General features: G+C 39.9%; 17 protein-coding genes. 3 read left to right on the top strand and 14 right to left on the bottom strand.

What is annotated here, in order from left to right; all coding sequences use genetic code 11:
* The first annotated feature begins 576 nt into the window (after positions 1-576).
* Positions 577-834 carry a transposase gene (locus FNZ24_RS15150; protein WP_153915573.1) on the top strand — a complete coding sequence of 86 codons (258 nt, stop codon included), beginning with the start codon at positions 577-579 and terminating at the stop codon, positions 832-834.
* 1,474 nt (positions 835-2,308) lie between these two features.
* Here the strand turns inward: FNZ24_RS15150 and FNZ24_RS15145 are convergent.
* From FNZ24_RS15145 to FNZ24_RS15135, 3 genes are all read right to left on the bottom strand, one after another.
* Entirely contained in the window at positions 2,309-3,784 is a 1,476-nt protein-coding gene (locus FNZ24_RS15145; RefSeq protein WP_153915572.1) for a methyl-accepting chemotaxis protein, read from the bottom strand.
* Positions 3,784-4,665: an ABC transporter substrate-binding protein gene (locus tag FNZ24_RS15140; protein ID WP_153915571.1), complete on the bottom strand. Its 882-nt coding sequence runs from the start codon at positions 4,663-4,665 to the stop codon at positions 3,784-3,786. Before FNZ24_RS15140 ends, FNZ24_RS15145 begins: the two co-directional genes overlap by 1 nt.
* 424 nt (positions 4,666-5,089) lie before the next feature.
* Positions 5,090-5,701 (bottom strand): hypothetical protein, encoded by a 612-nt coding sequence (locus FNZ24_RS15135; RefSeq protein ID WP_153915570.1) that lies wholly within the window; start codon positions 5,699-5,701, stop codon positions 5,090-5,092.
* Between the two features lie 146 nt (positions 5,702-5,847).
* On the opposite strand from FNZ24_RS15135, the gene ubiD reads away from it, so the two are divergent.
* Positions 5,848-7,329: a 4-hydroxy-3-polyprenylbenzoate decarboxylase gene (gene ubiD / locus FNZ24_RS15130; protein WP_153915569.1), complete on the top strand. Its 1,482-nt coding sequence runs from the start codon at positions 5,848-5,850 to the stop codon at positions 7,327-7,329.
* 87 nt (positions 7,330-7,416) lie between these two features.
* A complete protein-coding gene (gene fre / locus FNZ24_RS15125) occupies positions 7,417-8,115 on the top strand; it encodes an NAD(P)H-flavin reductase (RefSeq protein WP_153915568.1) in 699 nt (232 codons plus the stop codon).
* Between the two features lie 108 nt (positions 8,116-8,223).
* On the opposite strand, the gene FNZ24_RS15120 is transcribed toward fre, so the two are convergent.
* The 11 genes from FNZ24_RS15120 to FNZ24_RS15070 all read right to left on the bottom strand — a co-directional run bounded on the left by FNZ24_RS15120 (position 8,224) and on the right by FNZ24_RS15070 (position 19,627).
* Positions 8,224-9,513 (bottom strand): winged helix-turn-helix domain-containing protein, encoded by a 1,290-nt coding sequence (locus FNZ24_RS15120; RefSeq protein ID WP_153915567.1) that lies wholly within the window; start codon positions 9,511-9,513, stop codon positions 8,224-8,226.
* Between the two features lie 241 nt (positions 9,514-9,754).
* Positions 9,755-10,576, bottom strand: coding sequence for an ABC transporter permease (locus FNZ24_RS15115; protein ID WP_153915566.1), 822 nt, complete (start codon positions 10,574-10,576; stop codon positions 9,755-9,757).
* Between the two features lie 9 nt (positions 10,577-10,585).
* On the bottom strand, positions 10,586-11,482 hold the full coding sequence (locus FNZ24_RS15110) for an ABC transporter ATP-binding protein (RefSeq protein WP_153915565.1): 897 nt from the start codon (positions 11,480-11,482) through the stop codon (positions 10,586-10,588).
* A gap of 10 nt (positions 11,483-11,492) precedes the next feature.
* The gene (gene nosD, locus FNZ24_RS15105) at positions 11,493-12,953 is read right to left on the bottom strand and encodes a nitrous oxide reductase family maturation protein NosD (protein WP_153915564.1); all 1,461 of its coding nucleotides are present in this window, start codon (positions 12,951-12,953) and stop codon (positions 11,493-11,495) included.
* 152 nt (positions 12,954-13,105) lie between these two features.
* Positions 13,106-13,609, bottom strand: coding sequence for a nitrous oxide reductase accessory protein NosL (locus FNZ24_RS15100; RefSeq protein WP_153915563.1), 504 nt, complete (start codon positions 13,607-13,609; stop codon positions 13,106-13,108).
* Between the two features lie 103 nt (positions 13,610-13,712).
* Complete coding sequence (nrfD, locus tag FNZ24_RS15095) at positions 13,713-14,660, bottom strand: NrfD/PsrC family molybdoenzyme membrane anchor subunit (RefSeq protein ID WP_153915562.1); 948 nt, start codon at positions 14,658-14,660, stop codon at positions 13,713-13,715.
* Position 14,661: 1 nt separating this feature from the next.
* Positions 14,662-15,369, bottom strand: coding sequence for a 4Fe-4S dicluster domain-containing protein (locus FNZ24_RS15090; protein ID WP_153915561.1), 708 nt, complete (start codon positions 15,367-15,369; stop codon positions 14,662-14,664).
* A gap of 68 nt (positions 15,370-15,437) precedes the next feature.
* Positions 15,438-16,166 (bottom strand): tetratricopeptide repeat protein, encoded by a 729-nt coding sequence (locus FNZ24_RS15085; RefSeq protein ID WP_228768510.1) that lies wholly within the window; start codon positions 16,164-16,166, stop codon positions 15,438-15,440.
* A gap of 73 nt (positions 16,167-16,239) precedes the next feature.
* Complete coding sequence (locus tag FNZ24_RS15080) at positions 16,240-17,013, bottom strand: FKBP-type peptidyl-prolyl cis-trans isomerase (protein ID WP_153915559.1); 774 nt, start codon at positions 17,011-17,013, stop codon at positions 16,240-16,242.
* 72 nt (positions 17,014-17,085) lie between these two features.
* The gene (locus tag FNZ24_RS15075) at positions 17,086-17,517 is read right to left on the bottom strand and encodes a rhodanese-like domain-containing protein (RefSeq protein ID WP_153915558.1); all 432 of its coding nucleotides are present in this window, start codon (positions 17,515-17,517) and stop codon (positions 17,086-17,088) included.
* 85 nt (positions 17,518-17,602) lie between these two features.
* Entirely contained in the window at positions 17,603-19,627 is a 2,025-nt protein-coding gene (locus FNZ24_RS15070) for a multiheme c-type cytochrome (protein WP_153915557.1), read from the bottom strand.
* Positions 19,628-19,921: the final 294 nt, after the last annotated feature.

Below are 19,921 nucleotides of genomic sequence, written 5' to 3'. Positions count from 1 at the left end.
TTGTTTTCGCCCGTTTAAGTTTGACTACATATACCTTCAAATTTCTGACACACAATTAAGCTAGAATCATGCTCGAAATCTTTGGTTAATATCTTTTACCAATTTAACTAATATTTGCACCAAAAAAGAACCATTGCACCATTATCGAACAATGTCATTTTTTAGAGTTAACACTTTAAAAAAATAAGTTGTTGTTTTATATATTTAAAATATTTATTTTAAAATTGGCACAAGTATTCCATATAGATATATACCACCTTAGGGGTAGATTGATAATTGACCAATTTTGAGTAAATAGGACCTGTTTTATAACAGCAAATTAAAAGCAAAGAGCATGATGAAGGAGATAAGCATGAATCATTTAAAAGTAATTTTTGAGCAATGCCAGTATCAATGGAACTTCTTTAATCACCTCGGCTATAGCTGTTGGGATGTTGATAACAACATCAATAAAAAGTAGTTCTTAATCATCTGGTTTATTTAATAACCTTGTAAGTTGATTTTGATTGTTAGCCAAGATAAGTAGCAATTAAAAACCAAATATTAGCAGTAATAAGCAGAGCAGTAGGTAGCGTTATGACAGCATTAAACAGAGTATATTCAAGCGAACTTAAGCAGCAAGTAATCAAAGAAGTGCAGCAAGATAATCGTTTAATTTCAGATGTTGCTAAACGGTACAGTGTGTCAGCTAAAACCATTTACCAATGGGTAAGAAAAAAAGATATCAAGCCTGTATCTAATATGAAAAAAAGTGCCATTACTTCTGAGATAGCTCATTTACAACGTAAGTTGTCTCAGCTTAACCAGCAACTCGTTGCGATCAATGGTAATTAACGAAATAAAAAAATGAATTAAATTTACAAATTGGTTCGTTAGCAGTTCAGGCAAGATAAGTCGTGTTAACTTTCGGCCCCCATCGGAAGTTCAACAATCAAGTAATTATTGATAGCGACTTTCTTGTCAATTTTATAGTGATGATTTGAGCAGTTGGCTAGTTTGTCTCAATTCATCATTAGCGGTTCAGGCAAGATAAGTCGCTTTAGCTTTCGGCCCCCATCGAGAGTTAAGCAGTCAAGTTAGACATTGATAGCGACTTTCTTGTCAATTTTACAGTGACGATTTGAGCAATTAGCTAGTTTGTCTCAACTCATCATTAGCGGTTCAGGCAAGATAAGTCGCTTTAACTTTCGGCCCCCATCGAGAGTTAAGCAGTCAAGTTAGACATTGATAGCGACTTACTTGTCAATTTTATAGTGACGATTTGAGCAGTTAGCTAGTTTGTCTCAACTCATCATTAGCGGTTCAGGCAAGATAAGTCGCTTTAGCTTTCGGCCCCCATCGAGAGTTAAGCAGTCAAGTTAGGTATTGATAGCGACTTTCTTGTCAATTTTATAGTGAAGATTTGAGCAGTTAGCTGGTTTGTCTCAATTCATCATTAGCGGTTCAGGCAAGATAAGTCGCTTTAGCTTTCGCCCCCATCGAGAGTTAAGCAGTCAAGTTAGACATTGATAGCGACTTACTTGTCAATTTTATAGTGATGATTTGAGCAATTAGCTAATTTGTCTCAATTCATCATTAGCGGTTCAGGCAAGATAAGTCGCTTTAGCTTTCGGCCCCCATCGAGAGTTAAGCAGTCAAGTTAGGCATTGATAGCGACTTACTTGTCAATTTTACAGTGAGATTTTGAGCAGATTGGTGAGTGATTTGTCTCGAGAGATCATTAGCGGTTCAGGCAAGAAAAGTGGCTTTAATATTCGTCCCCCAGCGAACATTAGGCAGTTATGGTTAGATAATAACAGTCACTCTTCTTGTCAATTTTATAATGTTTTATTGAACAACTAAGTTAAGCGAGTTACTCAATAATCATTAGCGGTTTAGGCAAGATAAGTTGTTTAGCTTTCGATCCCCAGCGAGAGTTAAAACTAACAACATATCTTGTCAATTTATTATGCTGAACCTAAGAGTAATTTAGGTTAGGTTCACAGCGTAAAGTGCTACGACAAACTTGCTTGACTTCTCATCAGCGAAAGCAATTGGGAAGGGATAATAAAAATATAATGACAGGCAAGTTTGTCAGTTCATTCTTAATAATTGCTGTTGTTACCCCCATAGAACAACAGCGGCTATTTTGAAGTACGTTACAGGGAATAAAAATAATAATATGTAACGATAAAATGTCGGAAGACAATGCAACAACAAAAGCCCTAATGAAATGGATTCATTAGGGCTTTTACCTTTCTAGTGTTCAGGTTGTTATTCTGTCGCGACTAATTGAATCGGAGCGCCAAAACTTCACAGTAAATTGAAATTAATAGCTAAAACGCTTAATTTGCGATTCCATTTGCTTAGATACGTCAATCAAATGAGCAGTAGTTTCCTTTAATTGCTCGGCATCATCAGTTAATGACAGTGCCCCCTCACTAATCACTTGCATGTCAGTCGATACGGTAGATGTGACATTCGCCTGCTCTTCACAAGCACTCGCAATCATAGTGATCATGTCATTAATGCTATTCATTTCATCGGTGATTTGCTGCAGTGAGTCGCCGGTTTTATGGGTCGTTTCTATCGTGACCGCAACTAAGTCTTTACTGGTAATAGTGGCTTGGTAAGACGTCTCAGCTTGTTGCTGCAAATGACTGATAATCGATTGGATCTCTGTCGTTGAATGATGAGTTTTACTGGCAAGAGCTCTAACTTCATCAGCAACAACCGCAAAGCCTCGACCTGACTCTCCTGCTCTTGCAGCTTCAATTGCCGCATTGAGCGCTAATAAATTGGTTTGCTCAGCAATGCCAGTTATTACATCAAGCACTTTACCAATATTGTCACTGGCCTGTTTAAGCTCTGTCACTTCTAAAGCCGTTTTATCTAAGTTTTCTACCAATAATTTCACTTGTTCAATATTGTCATGAATGTCTTTTTGGCTATCTACCGATAATTTATAGGCCTGCTGACTTTTAAGTGAAGTGGATTCAGAATTAGTGGCTATTTCTTTAGTCGCTAAATCCAGTTGATGCAAATTTGATAAGGAAACTGAGGTTAAATCGCTTTGCTTTGCATTACCTTGTATCGCTTTTTGATTAATATTTTTAACTTCAATTGAAACTTGTTTCAGCTGCTCTTCAGCATCAGCTATATCAGTAATAATATCTTGTACTGTGCTGATAAAACTATTGAAGTTAGTGGCCAATTGACCAATTTCATCTGTTCGTTTAACTGGGATCCTAGCGGTTAAGTTGCCCCCGACTCCGGCAATATCAGCTAAAACATTATTAACTTCAAGTAACGGCTCAACCATGACTTTACGCACTACAACCACCAGTAGGATGACTAAGACAACTAAAGTAAATAAGGTTGAGAACAAGGCTTGAAACAATATATCACTCAAGGCTTGATTGACACTTTCTTTCGAGAAACCAATATGAACAGTACCAATTTTCTTGTTTTCCCAAATAATATCTACGGCGCCATTATCATCAATGGATTGCTCAGTACTTGTTTGTCCCATTTGACGGTTTCGTTGATCAACGACCTTAATAGAAGCGATTAATGGCTGATGAACTAAGGCCGAAATAATTGAATTAATTGCATCTTTGTCATAAACAAAAACCGGCTCTTTTAAAATAACTTTTAGTTGCTCAGTTATGCTGTTTTGTTGCTGTTGATATTCATTAAGCAAGCTATCACGATTACTCCAATAATTTATCCCAGCCAACATAGAGCTCACCAGTAAGACAATCAAAATAACCAGTGAAGTGATTTTCCCAGTAATTGTTTTCATTATTTATTTCCTGCAATCGGATCAAACCAGATTTTCTCAGGGATGGCTTTCACCTTGTCACTGACATTGGGGTTTTCTAAATCGATAATTGTTCTGTTAGAAAGATGACCTAAAGTTAAGGCATTTTTAACGTCATCATCATTGTTGAATAAAGCTTGGTAAGCACCATCCTCAAACATCTGATATAGAATGGTATTGATATGCTCTGCTAATTGGTTATTGCCCGCTTTCACAAAGAAAAAGAATGGCATTTTATAGCGCAGCATAATATTAGGTTCTACATGTAAGTCATATTCAGCTTCACGCTTTACCTCTGCCCAAGGTTCAAATATTGCTCTTGGGAAATAGTCACAACGATCCGCTTCAAGCATAGGAAAAATGTTTAAATACCCTAAGCTTTTAGATACCTTAACTCCGTTTGACTCAAGCACTTGTGTATCAGCCCACATTTTTCCTTGGCACGCTGTGAACTGCCGAAGATCCGCCAAACTATTTACACCGCTAAACAATGATAATCGCTGTTGGCGAACTATCCCCAAACGCATCCCTAAAGTGCCGCGATATAAAGGAAAATAAATCGCCTGCAGTGACTGCTCATAATCTGTCGATGTGGCAGTCCAAAGTAAATCTAATACCCCTGCATTTAAATCGTAAACCGTTTTTGTAAAAGTGCTGTCGCCCTTTTCACCGTAAGGGTGGTGAATTGAAGTATAAATATCACTACGCTTTACGACTTCATTTAATAAATCAATAGGCAGTGAAACCCCTTCTGGGCTACCAGGAATATTAAGAGGCTTTGCGGATACGGTCGAAACAGAAAAAATGATAGCGCTAACAACAAGGTTCCATTTAGCGCGTTGTAAGCAAGAGAGTAATCCCACAATTCAGCCTCATATTATTATTTTTATAATGTGTGCTTTATATGTGGATTGACGTTGAAGTGATAAATTAATCCAACTAAAGTTGAATCAGCTTATGATGAAATAATAGACATGTAAACAATAAAAGCAACAAAGTCGCTACATTGCATACGAATTCATAAGTTAAAAATCAATGATTTAATTATAAAAATATTCAATAAAGCAGGACTTAATGCTGATAGAGCATATCTGAGATAAGTGTTTATTCGGAAATATATATCGATTACATACCTAAAATAGTGAATTTAGTTAAATACCCCAGTTTTGAATTTACATCGAATTATTCTGCTGTAAAAAATAACCAAGCATAAATGTTACTGTAACATTTAAACTTGGTCATAATAGACATATTCATTGCACTTTTACTGGCACCATTAAAAGTGCCTTATTGAGACTGAGATTCTAGGGCAAAATACCGCTCTGTAGACCAATCAAAGTAATACTCTTTTCCGTCCCACTGATAAAGTGTTTGCCCATCACGTTGGATCACTCGAGCATTGTCAGGTAACTGAGTCAGCCCTTTAGCATATTGAATACTGGTTGTTGTCCGTTTAGGTGGCTCAACTTGAGTAACTGGCTCAACATAATTAGATCTCGGGGCTGAATTATTCATATATTGATTGCGATAGTGACGGTCGTAATAATCGTATCGATATGGATAACGCCAACCATTCCCCCATCTTCCACCCCAACCATTATAGCCCCAGCGGCTATGCCAACGATTGTTCCAGCCATTACTCCAACCGATGCCCACACTAGGTCCCCAGTAATTGTTATAGCCGACTCCCCATCTAACCGATGAACCTGAATGACGGGAATAGCGCCCCCCACCACTCGAATAATGGCGTTTACTGTCACTTTCAGCCATTAGGGTTCTCATAGAGTGAGAGTTAAAAGACTCTGCGTTGATGCTAGATGGAATAAAAGCTAAGGCAGTTAAGCAGCACACTGCTGTCACTTTAAAAGTAACAAAGCCCATTTGAGTCTGCATTGTCATATGATCACTCCTTAGCAAAATATCCCAAAGTCGATAATGATCAGTTTACCTCAAATCGCGGTTAACAAATAATCTTGGCTTAACCCAATATTATAAAAATGCTATAGTGCGCCTCAAAGAGCTTTCAATAAACGAGTGAATAAGCCATGAGTTTTAAGGATTTACGTAGCTTCATCGATCACCTAGAAACCAACGGTGAACTGAAACGTATTAGTTATCCTGTTGATCCCAATTTGGAAATGACCGAGATTGCCGATCGTGTATTACGTTCAGGCGGTCCAGCCCTACTTTTCGAAAACCCAACAGACAACAGTATGCCTGTGTTAGTCAACCTATTTGGCACTCCAAAGCGAGTTGCCATGGCACTAGGTAAAGAAGATCCATTAGCACTTCGTGAAGTCGGTGAGTTACTCGCATTCCTAAAAGAGCCGGAACCGCCTAGTGGCTTCAAAGATGCTATTGCGAAAATCCCTAAATTCAAGCAAGCACTCAATATGCCGCCAAAAACCGTGCGTAACCCTCCATGTCAGGAAGTGGTTGTTACCGGTGATGATGTGGATTTAACCAAATTACCTGTCCAACATTGTTGGCCTGGAGATGTCGCACCACTGGTGACTTGGGGATTAACCATCACCAAAGGTCCACGTCAAAAACGCCAAAATTTAGGTATTTACCGTCAGCAATTGCTGGGGAAAAACAAACTTATTATGCGCTGGCTTGACCATCGTGGTGGCGCGTTAGATTTTAAAGACTTTAAAGAAAAACACCCTGGTGAGCGCTACCCAGTTGTGGTGGCACTGGGCGCAGACCCTGTGACTATTTTAGGCGCAGTTACTCCTGTGCCAGACTCAATGAGTGAATATGCTTTTGCAGGTTTACTTCGCGGCGAGCGCACTGAAGTCTGTAAAGCGTTAAGCTGCGACTTAGAAGTACCCGCCACCAGCGAAATCATTTTAGAAGGCTATATTGACCCTGAAGAAATGGCTGAAGAAGGGCCATACGGTGATCACACTGGTTACTATAACGAAACCGATAAATTCCCAGTTTTTACCGTCACCCATATGACCCAACGTAAAGATGCGATTTATCACAGCACCTATACAGGCCGTCCACCTGACGAGCCAGCCATGTTAGGCGTTGCACTTAATGAAGTCTTCGTGCCCATATTACGTAAGCAGTACCCTGAAATAATTGACTTCTACTTGCCGCCTGAAGGCTGCTCGTATCGTATGGCAGTGATTTCAATTCGTAAACAATATGCAGGTCATGCCAAACGCGTGATGATGGGGGCTTGGTCATTCTTACGTCAATTCATGTATACCAAGTTCATTATCATTGTTGACGAAGATGTAAATTGCCGCGATTGGCAAGATGTTATTTGGGCTATCACTACCCGTATGGACCCAACTCGCGACACTGTTATGGTAGATAACACCCCTATCGATTACTTAGACTTCGCCTCTCCTATTGCTGGATTAGGCTCAAAAATGGGTCTAGATGCCACTAACAAATGGCCTGGTGAAACCGACCGAGAATGGGGAACGCCGATTGTGATGGACCCCAAAGTGAAAGAAAAGATTGATCATATTTGGGAAGAATTAGGTATTGACGATGCTCCAACGCTATAATGGTGATCTATATCACACTAGCTCAACCTAGAGCCTACATATAAAAAGAAAATAACCCTTCTTAGAAAGGGCCATAAAGGACGTTAGATGAACACCATTCGCTGTAAAGTTGAAAAAGTCACCGCGTTTAATGACGCAGTTTTTCAGGTATTTCTTAAACCTGAAGCGGCTTTTGAGTTCCAAGCTGGGCAATACTTATCAATCGTGATGGGAGAAAAAGACAAACGTCCTTTCTCGATTGCCTCGGCTCCTAATGCAGAAATCATTGAGCTTCATATTGGCGCAGCTGTTTCTGAAAGCTATCCAATGCAAGTTGTTGAGCGCTTAACAAACAATGATTACATTGAGATAGAAGCACCAGCAGGTAATGCTTTTTTACGCGCTGAAAGCCAACGTCCTCGTATCATGGTAGCTGGCGGAACAGGTTTCTCTTATATTAAAAGCATTATTGAGCAACAAATTGCGCTCGGACAATCAGTACCAACTCAATTCTATTGGGGCTGCCGTACTGAAGATGCCATGTACTATCAAGAGATTGCTCGTCAATGGCATGCTGATCACAACTGGTTAGAGTTTGTGCCTGTTGTCGAAGAAGCACCTGCAAACTGGAATGGCAAACAAGCCAATTTGCTTGAGCAAATTAAGCAAGACTATGTCAGTTTAGTGGGCTATGACATCTATATCGCAGGCCGTTTTGATATGGTTGGTGCTGCCCGTGAAGTATTCCGTGAAATGGGCGTCGATGAAGCTCACTTATATGGTGATGCCTTCGCATTTATCAAATAAGCCTAATTGATTTACCCATTAAAAAGCCGACTATTTTAGTCGGCTTTTGTTTATCCCCATTATTTTCTTCGCACTAAAACTCAATTAATCAGTACGCTAAACTAATGGCTAGAATTGTACTTTCTCGTATTTAGACCAAGCAACTAAACTATCCATAAACGGGAATATCCACACTGCAGTGTTGTCAGTTTGATGGACCCTGAAAAACACCAATTCAGTCACCTGAATGTCCATACGGCGAATTTCTCGATAAAACCGCATCGCTGAGGATGTAACAAAATCAGGTTTTATAAACTCTTTTTGCTCGATTTGGGTGTAAAAAACATCCACGTCATATTCACCAATCTGCTGCTTATATTGATTAAAAGTACCCCTTGTTTTCCACTTAATAGGCGTGGTGATACAGTCTTCATCAGTGATACAGGTTGTGGTGTATATTTTTCCGCTTTTATCGCCTTCGTAAACCAAAGAAATACTAAAGTCACCACGAATGAGTTTTTCACCTGCCATTGGAAAATACACATCAGCATGATAATGATGCTCAATAATTTCACCATCAAAATTATCGACACTACTTTGTGGGATTAATACTCGGTTATATCGAATACGTTCTTCCATCGCCTTACTGAGAGGAACAAACTCACGCATATTTAAGCCTGCTGGCTCTGGCGATAAAGAGGTAATATTAATTATGCCCTTACCGTCACAATCATCTAAGGCATAACCAGGGCAAGATGCAAAGGAGTAATGATTACCGTTAGTGAGTGCAAAGGCACTAAAACCATTTAAACCGTGAACAACATTACTTTCTGGGGCAAGGTGCTTTTGCCACTTTGATTGATGTAATTGATCTGTGTTGTTTTTATAAAGCAAAGTCGCACTTTCGGTGATACCACCAATATTAAGTTCAACTTGTTTATCACTGTTCCAAAAAGAGGTTTGCTTTAAGACTTTATGATATTCGCACTGATACCAAGCATAAATAATCAAACCAATGACCACCAATGCACCGGCTATTTTAACCATTACACTGACATCTAAAAAAGCAGCTCGAATGGTGTCGGTATCACTTAAAGAAACCATTTTGACATGGCTTCGCTCATTGATATGAAGTTGATAACCGCGCCTTGCAACGGCTTTTAAATGAACCTCAGAAAATGGTTCTAGCTTACGACGTAAAGTACTGATGCATTGGGTCAAAGACGTAGGCGCGACAACTCTATCGGGCCAACCCTCTGCAAGCAGTTGCTCTTTAGTCCAAATTTCTTCGCTGTTATCTAATAATTTAATCAACACAGCATTTTCAGAAAAAGTCAGTGAGGTTTTTTCATCATTAAGATGATTAATCAGCTGCTTGGCTGAAGTATCTAGTGTTAAATATGATGTAATTTTGAGCACTGTTTGCACCTAAATTTGCACTAATGATCTAATGAGAAAACTGTTAAAATCATAATCTAATCAGTACAAAAATTATGTGATTACCTACTCAGTATTAAGATATTTAAACCCATAAAATACAGTTACTTAGATGATTTAGCTCTTTTACTTTATTTAATGAAATATTAATATACAAACTTCAGTATCATAATTTCAAAGATGAACTGCTGCTCAGCTCATCCGTAACAAGGATAAACCTTTGTTACAAACGCTTACGTTGAAATAACCACATTGAAATCATCATCATCACACTTACCCAAACCAATAAAGCACCATATAGGCTGGATAATGGCCATTGAATTAATGACGATAGACTAGTGCTATTATCCAATTGAGGGGCGACAACTAACATCAATGCGCGGAAAATATCACTTGGATTAAGTAATATCATGACCTGTAATAATTGATTAGACAGCTGCGCTGTTTCTGCCACCATTAGTGTGAGCAAAATAAGGTCGTAAACCAATACAACCACTACCCAAATAAAGAGTAAAATAGCAATGGCTTTAGCTTTTTCTACGACTTGCAAACTCACTACATAACCCACTAAAACAAAACACATACTCAGTAAAATACTACTGAAAACTAAATGGCTAAATAGCGGCAATAGTAAAGACAACTCGGTACCAGTAAATACATGAATAAGCCCAGCAGTTAACCCAAAAGACAGCACTATAGTGCAAGCTAAAACAGCAATATGTCCGAGAAACTTACCGAGAATTATCTGACTTCGGCTCAATGGGTATGACAATAGCAACAATAAGGTGCCAGACTCCTCTTCACCGATAAAACTGTCATAACTCAGCAATATCGCCGTCAGCGGTAAAATAAACACGCCTACTGAACTTAAACTCGCCATAAGCATTGGCAGCTCTGGCACCGCTAGTTCACCTGTAACAACAGAACCTGAAAATGTAATTAACAAAGCTAAGCTGGTTAATATTAAACCGATAAACACAACCCAACGATTACGAAAGTTGTCTTTAATTTCTTTAGCTGCGATGGTTAAAATTGGCGTAAACATCCAACCTCCTCAAGCAGCGCTAAGCTGACTTTTGCTCATACAGTGGTGATAAATATCACTTAAACCAGGCTCTTCTATCGAGAAGTTATATACACCGCAATGCTTGGTGAGATATTCCATCACTCGTGGTTTATCAACCTGATGGATCATTAACTGATTATTGACTGACAAAGTATTCAAAAACTCATCTTTTGCTATGGCTTGATTAATTTCCTCACCTTTAAAATGCACCTTCAAATCGGTGGATTGACGAAGTGTATCTAAACTGCCGCTTGCCAGCTTTTTGCCATCCGCCATGATAAAAGCTCGGTCAATATTATCTTCAACCACTGCCAATTCATGGGTGCATACTACAATTGCACAACCTTGCTGCTTAAGATCAGCGATCTTTTGATACATAAATAATGAAGCTTGTGGATCGAGCCCTACTGTGGGTTCATCGAGCAACAAAATATCGGGAGAAGACAAAATAGCCTGAGCAAACCCTAAACGTTGCTTCATCCCTTTTGAATAGCTTTTCACCGCTTTATCCTGAGCATGTTCAAGCCCAAAATCAGCCAGCACTTGCAAGACTTTTGATTTATCTATCCGCTTTAAGGCTGCAAAATAACTCAATACTTCTTTTCCCGTTAGCTTCTCATACAAACTGATGTTTTCTGGTAAGTAGCCTAAGTTGATTTGACGACGATCTTTTGCGTGGGTAACTGTTTTGCCCATCATGGTTATTTGACCAGAGGTTGGCTTAATAATGCCTAATAGCATTTTAATCAAACTAGATTTACCTGCGCCATTATGGCCCAGTAACGCTAAGGTCTCACCAGCATCAACCTGCAAACTAACATCATCGACAGCAGTAAAATCACCGTACTGCTTAACGAGATTTTGAACCTGAATAACTGAATTCATAGACATAAACCTATTTACTTAACGACTTCTCAGAAGATGGAGCAAAAACTCTTTGCTGAGACAGGGGTTTTGAAAGAGTTAAGGGCTTAGTTGAGGAAAAAGTTGATCGCACGGCTCGTTTATTTGTAGCAATATCCGCAGGGTTATCCACCAACTCGGCCGCATAACCAATGTTTGGATTTTCCGCAGGTTGCATCATAGGGAAACTATCCACTACTCCTACCTCAGGCATAATTTGAAACTGTTGCTGTGTCCAACGAAGCAATGAAGCCACCGGACTTTTTAATAAAAAATGTGCTTCTGGGTAAAGCCAGTACAAACGATCTAAATGATCACTAGGTTGATAAGGCTGCTCACTAATACCGTTTCCTGAGCGATCCCAACCGATAAAACCACTCCAGTAGTTGCCTTGTTCGTTGTGACTCCATTCAACCTTGGTATCGCCGACATATTTGACTTGAGCTTGATTATTAACAAACTGATTGCGAAAAATTTGATTCCCTTCTCCGCCCATCGCCATGTATATGCCAATTTCGCTATTAGCAAACTCGTTATCATAAACACGGTTATCACGAGCGCCATAAATGAACATGCTTTTACCTTCGTCACCTGTTGGCATTTTAGGGTTTGCATTAATGATATTATTGACTCGATTTGCGTGTATGTCTGAGTCATTGGTCATGTTTAATAACACGCCAAAAGTCGCCGCATTATCAACTTGGTTATGGTGTAAATTAATTCGCTTTGAATTCATCAATGCATAACCACCATCAACATTGGTTGAAATATTATTGAAAGCTTCATCACCTTCGGTATACATATAATGAATACCGTATTGTTGTTCAGAAAATTGATTGTTTTTAACTAAGCTATGTTTACCAGACTCTAAATAGATACCGTCTCTGACATCTGTAATCACATTGCCATTCATCACAGCATGATCAACGCGTTTTAAATAGATGCCATCACCTCTATCTAAAACAAACATGTTAGCGTTGCCTTGAATGCGGTTATGAGAGATTTCAATATGATGAGTATTATCAGCTCTAACCCCAAAGCCGTTACCAATCAGGTCGTTATTAAATATGGTGACTTCAGTCACGCCATCATTAAGCAAGACTCCTGAGTCCAGCTCATATTGATCAGCTCCCCAATTCAAAATCATCAATTGTTCAATATGGACATGGTTAGTCGCAATGGTAATAGCACTGCCAACGCCCTGGGCATCTATAATCGTCCCAGGTTGCCCTATTAAGGTAAGTGGTTTTTTAATCACGACATTGCCACTGTATGTTTGATCTTCTAGCAAAATAGTATCGTGAGGGTGGGCATCATTAATGAGACGTTGTAGTGGCGTAATATCCTGTTCAACAACGGGTTCAGCAAAGGCAAAAGACGTTAAAGAAACGCCCAGTATTAGCCAAGATTGAACAACATATTTTTTCATCTCATTTCTCACTTTTGCCCACATTGTTTATCCTTTTTAGTCATAAAGTGATCATGAGATTTATAACCATATTTACAATAATAGGCATAATCAAAAAGCGTAAACAAACCGGTTGAACGTGTTCGATTTATCCGTCATTAACAATGCTGAATAAAACGAAGTCATCGAATCATCAATTAATGATGTCCCATTCCTTCACCTAATAATTCAATAGTAATCTCGTCAAATTCAAGCACTGCGCCACCATATTCTTCAGCAAACTTTTCAGCAGCTTCAGGAGTGCTAAACGAAGCTACAGCAGGCCCCATTACCGCTTTTTTGCTTGTGCCATAAACATAAGTCGCTGTTTTGCCATCAATGAAAAATTCGTCTTGAGGATCTTCCCAAGAAGTGGCTGCCATATCGTGTACCCACACTTGGTTCACCTGACGGGCATTTTCAGGTTGCAGTAAAAAGCTGAACATATCGCGAGTCGAGCAAAAAGAGGGATTAGCCTCGACGTTATTAAGCTGTAATTGACCCTTAGGTCCTGGGTATTTGGTGATCATCATCCCGCACATATTGCAGCGATCATGGTCATGAATTCCATGGGCGTGACTATCAAGCTCTGCCACGACTTTTTCTGGGGTACAAGCAAATAACAATGGCAGTAATAGCAATAGCGCTAGTATTTTCTTCATATAAATTTCCAACTCACACACTGGATAAACGTTAACTTTAAAAAGAATCACCCTTAAAAATAACTAAGGGAAGTCATGTGGCTTAAGGGTGATTCTGGCAAACTTAAATTGCGTATGTTTGTCCTGCATATAGGATAAACAGACGTAAACACATCATGCCGCTAATGGCACACACGCCTGAAAGGTAAAAGGCTTTAGCCGAATGACTAAATGTTTTACCCGTAGCAAAGTTGAGTAAGATAGGTCCTAAGAACCCAATACCCACAACACCAATCCAGAACAAGTTAGCCCACACGCCAGATGTAAACGCTGCAAACGCAGATTGTGCACCTGCATTCCCTGTCGCAAGAGACATCGCAATCATACAAATAAACAAAATCTCCGCGATCATGATTGGCCATTCAGCCCCATGAAGGATTTTAAGTTCACTGCTATGAATGTCTTCTTTAAACAAGAAAACAGACAACATTTTTGACGCTGCAGCACCCGCTGATACACCCGATGCAATAAATAGTGCAGGTAATACTGCCGTATTGATTAACGGGAAACGGATTAGCGCAGAAATCAAGAAACCGGTATAAGCACACACTGCAGCAGCAAGAATTAACACCGTCACTTCGCAAGGCTTGCGAATTGGCTTAAGCATGTTAATTATTGGCAATAAAATGCTCAGTGCAGGGATTGACTTGATTTCATCTTCAAAGGCATACAAACACAGCACAGCGGTCAGCGGGATATACACACACAGTGCAATAACCCCAACAGACATCACTGAAGTGAAGTTGTAAAACACCAAGATACGCCAGAAGAACAATGGGTTAGTTAAATCTAAAACCAGACATAACATACCTAATGCAATCGTCACGAATGAGATTAAACTCGCTGCCTTGTACAGAGGTGTATTACCGGTTTGCCCTTTAAAGAAGCGAATAGCTAGCGCCACCACTAAAGAACCACCCGAAATACCAGCTAAAAAAAGGTAAACCGCAATTGGCCAAGGCCAAGCAACACCTTCAGATAAGCCCATGGTAAATTCCATTGAACCGTCCATCTTATACCCCCAACTTAACAACTGGAATGTAACGAAGGCTTGGCTCAGTACCAAACTGTGGCTTCATGCGAACAGAGTCTTTTACCGCTAATAATTTATTAACGTATGAGTTCGGATCATTAGCATCACCAAAGACCAAAGCATCATATTTACACTGTTGTACACAAGCAGGTAACTCACCTTTTGATAACTTGCTGTTCAAACAGAAATCGCAGTTATCGGCTACATCAGTTTCTTCATTGATGAAACGTGCATTGTATGGGCAGGCGCCAATACAATATTTACAACCTGCACACTTACTCGCGTCCATAGTAACGATCCCAGTTTCAGGATCTTTATGTGCAGCTCCCGTAGGACATACACTGACACATGGGGCGTTTTTACATTGCTGACAAGAGACACGTACAAACTTACGTTCGCAATTACATTTCTCTTTTCCACAATGAGGACATGCTTGTCCTTCTACGCCGCCAGACTGATGTTCCATCAACAGTTTCGACTTGCCGTCAGGTAAGTTGTTAGCGACATTACATGCCGCTTTACAATCACCACAACCGACACATTTATTTTGATCAAACACCATGACGTAATGAGGCTTGTTAGCATTTTTACTGTCATCTTCAACTGAGGTACAACCCATAGGGCCCAAAATTAAAGAAGCAGCTCCAATGCCTTTTAGAAACCTCCGTCTTTCTATATTTTCACTCACAACATCCTCCCTAGTTCAGCCGTGGCTGACTGGTTTTTATTGGTTCGCTGCAAATTCAAATGACGAAATTAACGATTCAATTCATCCAATTTAAATTCGGCTTTCATAATTGCGTTATTAATAGATTGTCTATTAAAAGGTTGAGTTTGGTTGGTCAGTACAATGCGCCAATGCTCAATGGCAGTCGTAAACTGACCATTCAAATAAGCATCTGTTGCTAATAGCATCCGGGTATTAAGCTCATCACGTTGTAAATTCAGCGCGGTATCAATCACCTTCTGCGCCTCAGGGGTAAACCTGCGACCATCACGGTAGTACATTGATGTAGCTTGCATGCCTAATATCCTGGCATCAGCACCACCTAACTCGATGACCTGGGCTAACGTATCAACAGAGTCGCCATACAAACCGCCCTCTGCATAAGATTGCGCAAGCGCCACTAGTGCCATTTCATTTTGTGGTTGCTGCTGAACTTGATCGCGACCTTTAGTAATTTGGGCTGCAATCAAGTAATCGACTGAATCATCTGCCTGACCTTCATCCCAACCTTGGAAATGTCCTCCACTGGCATATATAGATAACGAAAAGATCAATACAGCAACCGACATCCATAATGGATATTGGTAAGAACCAGCGGTGTTGAGCTCATCATGCTCAACTTGGCTGCCTTCGGTCACTCTATTGGATTGTTTCATCACAGCGCTGCTCAAATTACGGTTATATACACTGTGATGAATCCAGAAGAGTCCGATAAATATACTCAGACATACTGCTATACCTAAGGCCAGAATATTCATAAGTGTCTCTTCTTTCTTAAATTAATTAATGGGTAATATCTGAATTATCAGCGACCACCCTCTGTTTAAACGCCTAGTGAGCGCCCATCATGCCATCCATGCCCATACCACTAAGGCCCATACCTTTTGCGTTCTCACTTGGCTTTTCTGACTTGACTAATTCAACTTCAAAAATCAATGCGGTATCACCAGGAATTTGACCTGCGCCTTCTTCGCCATAAGCCAGCTCAGAAGGGATAGCAAAACGGAAAGTTGACCCAGCAGGCATAAGACGAAGACCCTCTTCCCAACCAGGAATAGCTGTTAATAATGCAAAACGAACAGGGTCTGTTGTTTCATCAAAAACAGTACCGTCAACTAAGGTGCCTTTGTACTTCACCGTCACCACATCTTCAGGTTGTGGTTTAACCCCTTCACCCATTTTGATCACTTCGTACTGCAGACCGGTTTCGGTAATGGTCACGCCAGCTTTATTTTTGTTCTGAGCTAAGAATGCTTCACTGGCTTTTTTACTTTCAAGGGCGATTTGCTTTACTTTTTGTTCGTTTAATAAGTTCAGTAATTCACTGCGCTCATTCAAGTAAGTCAGTACTTCTTCATCTGACATTTTTTGCTGGTTTTTAAGCGCGTCAATCACACCGTCAATCACCAATTGAACATTAATTTGAGCGCCAAGTTCTGTTTGGTTATAAATTTGGCTTGATAGGTAATTACCAATAGAAGCGCCCATGCTGTAAGACTGTTTTTCAACATCGCTTTCTACATTTTGAGCAGCAAAACTGCCTGCTGATAAAACCAATGTCATACACGTTGCAATGGCTAAGGTACTTTTCTTTAATAATTTCATTTGGCACTCTCTCTTTTAAAAAGGCTAACCTGTTGATGCACATCACCAGGGGTTAAATCGGTAATAAAATGGTTAAGGTAATTCTGTTACTCTTCCTGACAATCTCCAGCCATAAATTCCATCGGCCATATGTCTAACACCTGTGTAACCTAGCTTTACAGTTTCTCGTGCAGCCATCGCACTTGAGCTGCACAAGGTATTTGCACAGTAGAACACCATCACCGCATCCTTATTTTTTGGAAGTAACTCTTTCCAGTTTTTAACGTTGAAATACACAGCTCCTGGGATAAATCCTTCAGCCCATAACTCCAACGTGTTTACATCAAAAAAATAAACATCTTCATTGCCTACTAAAAACTCAGCTTCGCGCATTGAAATCGGATTTAGCTGAATGTCATTAATAGGAATAGGAATAAGATCTCCACCCGCTCCGGCAAAAACTTGCGCTTGCACAGCGACGAACAGCGATACTGAAATCAACATTTTGCTAAGTAGTTTTTTCATGTGCTTCTCTCTAAATATCTCGGCATCGGCTGATGCCGAGCTATTAAAAAATGGCCACTAACAGGTGTTAGTAGCCATTAAGGTTTTACATTTTTTTACCATTAATGATGGCTTGAGCTTGAGTCACATAAACCAAAGCTGCATCAATACGTTTTTGGGTATAACGTGCACCATGGACACCCCAAGAACCATCTTTTTCAAGCAGTGTCACTGCATCTTGAGCTTTATCAGCCAATAGAAGAACCTGTGCTTTATCTTCAACAGATAACTTAGTCACTTCTAATAACTGATCGATAGCTTCAAGCGCACCGACGACTTGAGCGTAGGCATCTTTGATCGGCGTCTGGAACTTCATGACTTCACCGTAGATCTCTTGTTGATCTTCGTAATGTAGGCTTGGGTCAAGTTCTGATTGGAACTGACTGTGACAACCTTTACCGTTAACGACGTTGTCGTCAGAGATAGCAGTACGTGCACAAGACCACATTAAATCTAAGTAGTTATTACCATCAGCGTTCTTAGCAACAGTCCAACCTTTAGTGGTCGCTTCACGCGGCTCACCTTCAGGTGGGTTCAGTGTCTTCTGAGTTGGGTCAATTTCGATTTTCCACATATGTGACTTACGAACGGCATCGAAACCAGCTTGGTCAGGGAACTGCATTGCGGTGAAGTTTTCACAGCTGCCCATGTTAGGCATGTGACAACTTGTACAGCTTTGGTCACTATGAGTCTTAGTGTTGTTTGCTATTTCAGCTTGCGCTGCGTGACAATCAGTACACTCTTTCTTCATTTTCGGTTTGGTATAACCAGACTTCCAATCGTTACTTGTGACTTCATGCGGATCATGACAAGTCGCACAACGCATGCCTTTTTCGTAATGCTTAGAAGCAAACATTTGCGAACCCTCAGTACCACAAGAAGGACATGCAGACTTCATTTTCACGTTAAATGCGTACTCTAGTTTGCCTTCACCTTCTTCAGCTTCAGCTAACTCATCAACATAATTAAAGCGTTGGTGACAACGTTCACAGTTAGATGGCATTCCGCCACCATTACCACCGTCTAAGTGACCGCCAGCACCGTGACATTCTTCACAAGCAATACCTTTAGAAATGGTATGCTCACGTAGTTTTTCTGGGTCACCTAGGGCAGCTAAGTATTCATCTTTGCTTTGGAAGTCGAACTTAAAGCTATGACAAACTTCACAGTAGGAACTCGCAGGTTGGAACAGCATTTCTTTTTCGTATTTAGCACCATATGAGCTCATACCCACTTGGTGAGAACCACTTAAACCAAATGCTTTACCTTCGTTTGTAGCTGGGAAATCAGGGATAACAGCATTAATTTTTGCTGCCATTTCAGGGGTTAACCATTCAGCCCAACCACGTGAGAACTGGTTACCGCCAGCAACCATTTTACCGGTACCGTCTTCTAGTAAACCGTCACGGATATGGTAAGTACCACGTACCATCCACGCATCAATGAAGCCATACTTGGTACGCGGAGTACCAACCGTGGCATAGATTGCATCAGGGGTAATACCATCAGCTAGGATTGAGGTATCTTTGGTGTTGTACATGGTTTTGTTTAAATCATTATCAACTTCTTCGTGTTCGCCAGGAAAACGAATTGTTTTGGCGTGGCGAGAACGGCTCCATGCTTCGTATTGCACCGCATGACATTCACCACATTTTTCAGGTCCGACAAACTTGTTTGGGTAATCAAGAATTGATTTGGCACCTAAACGATATTGAACTGCACTTGGGCGACCAACACGTTTACTGTATTTTTGGCTATTACCAGTATCTAAATATTCTTCACCACGGTCACTGATGTGGTAATCACCCACTAAGTTACCTTCTTCGTGATATTTAAATAAAGGATGGTTCTGGAATAAATAATCAAAAAGTTCTTTTTCTTGAACGATATAATCTTGCAGTGTTTTAACACCTTTAGATTCTTCATCACCATTTGAATTAGATATTACTTTCTGAGCCGACTTACCCATTGCTGGTATGCTATCGTATTTACCAGCTGCATTCGCATTGCCAACAATGCCAAGACAAACTAGCACACTGAGTGCAGCTATCTTGTATTTAGCCTGTTTCATTGTCCCACTCCTAATCATCATTATTTTATATTTCTGTCGACGAACCTGGCAGTTCAGCGAACGATATAATTAATTTGAGCAAGAGTAAGTTTAGAGAATAAAACCAGAGAGATATTGAGCTAGATCACACCACAAAACGCCTCAGAGCTAACAAAAGATAAAACCAATATTAACCAAATTAAACAGTGACTTAAATTCACTTTTATTTTATTTTTTATATAAAAAGGTTATTTTTTTATCTGTAAAAAATAATAAATCCTGCTTTTACATAATAAAAATATCTCATTATTTAAA

This window comes from Shewanella sp. TC10 (assembly GCF_009663145.1).
Lineage (GTDB): Bacteria > Pseudomonadota > Gammaproteobacteria > Enterobacterales > Shewanellaceae > Shewanella.
The sequence above is the reverse complement of the archived record's forward strand: the minus strand, read 5'-3'. Positions and strand labels throughout refer to the sequence as shown.